General features: G+C 74.4%; 1 protein-coding gene and 1 pseudogene. Both read left to right on the top strand.

Going from position 1 to position 1,592, the window contains the following annotated elements:
- Window positions 1–137: pseudogene (locus VR45_RS46215) on the top strand (glutamate synthase); the annotation flags it as partial.
- Between the two features lie 232 nt (window positions 138–369).
- Window positions 370–1,350, top strand: coding sequence for an AMP-binding protein (locus tag VR45_RS34180; RefSeq protein ID WP_286163584.1), 981 nt, complete (start codon window positions 370–372; stop codon window positions 1,348–1,350).
- Window positions 1,351–1,592: the final 242 nt, after the last annotated feature.

Consider the following 1,592-nt stretch of genomic DNA (forward strand, 5'->3'; position numbering starts at 1 on the left):
AGGATCCGGAGGACGGACTGATCCGCTTCGCCGACTGCCTCGCCCTGGAGCTGCGGCTGCTGATCAGCGCGCTCGGGAAGTACACGCCGGCCGCGCTGGAGCGCGCGGACGTGTGGTCCCCGGACTTTCCCCAGTAATTCACTGCCCCACCTCCCCATCACTTCACCGACAATCGCAGACCGTATTCCCGCGAGCCCGTCGCGGCGCCTCCGTGCGCCCCGGCGGGCCGTCTGCGTCTGCGGCAACTCCCTGTCTGCAAGCGGCAGTTGAAACTGCCGATGGTCTTCCGGGAATTCTGCCGATCGGCCCCGGGAAGCGGGCCTACGGTCGAGACCACTGCCCGCAGCATCGTTAATTCATCGGGGTTGGATGATGGAATCTCGCGGTTTCCCCTTCATATCCGTCGCGCGCCGGTTCCCGGACCGCCCGGCCGTCCGGCTCGGCGAGCGGACCGTCCGCTACCGGGAGCTGGACGAGCTGAGCGGTGCCCTCGCCGCCCGGATCGCCCCCGGCCGCACGGTCGCCGTCACCGGTCGCGACCGGCTGGACCACCTGGTCGGCCTGCTCGCCGCGCTCCGCGCCGGTGCCACCTACCTGCCGCTGGACCGGGAGGCCCCGGAGGAGCGCAACCGCTGGATCCGTGAGGACGCCGGCGCCACCCTCGCCCTCACGGACGGCGAGCTGACCGGCGAGCCCGGGGGAGAGCCCACGGGCAACCTGCCCGACGAGCCGCCCGCCACCGCCGGCTACCTCATCTACACCTCCGGCACCACCGGCCGCCCCAAGGGCGTGCACGTGCCGCTCGCCGCCCTCACCGGCCATCTGGCCGCCGCCGTCGAGCGCTTCGGCCTCACCGCCGAGGACGTGGTGCTGCACCTCGCCCGCCCCACCGTCGACGTCGCCGTGGAGCAGGTGCTCACCGCCCTCTCCGCAGGCGCCTGCCTGGTCGTCCCGGAGCGGCAACTGCTCGCCCCGGACGCCCTGCTGGACCTGCTGGACACCGAGGGCGTCACCGTCGCCAACCTGCCCGCCGGCTACTTCCAGGAGGTCGTACCGGCCGTGCGCGACCGGGGCCGCGACCGGGCGCCCCGTACCCTGCGACTGATGATCTCCGGCAGCGACCGGCTCCACCCGGACGCCGCCGCCACCTGGTGGGACGCCACCGGAGTGCCGCTGCTCAACGCCTACGGCCCGACCGAGACGGTGGTCACCGCCACCACCCACCGGCTGGCCGGCCCCACCGCGCCGGGTGCCGGGTCCGTCCCGATCNGTCCCGATCGGCACCCCGCTCGGCGACCGCCGCGCCTACCTGCTGGACGACCGGCTGCGGCCCGTCACCGCTCCCGGTGAGGCCGGCGAGCTCTACCTCGGCGGCCCGCTGCTCGCCGCCGGCTACCACGGCCGCCCCGGCCAGACGGCCGGCCGCTTCGTCGCCGACCCCTTCGCGCCCGAGCCGGGCGCCCGGATGTACCGCACCGGCGACGTCGTCCGCCGCGCGGCCCCGGACGCCCCGCTGGAGTTCGTCGGCCGCGCCGACCACCAGGTGAAGATCCGCGGCTTCCGGGTCGAGCCCGGCGAGATCGAACAGCTCC

The organism is Streptomyces sp. NRRL S-495, assembly GCF_000966955.1.
Classification (GTDB): domain Bacteria; phylum Actinomycetota; class Actinomycetes; order Streptomycetales; family Streptomycetaceae; genus Kitasatospora; species Kitasatospora purpeofusca.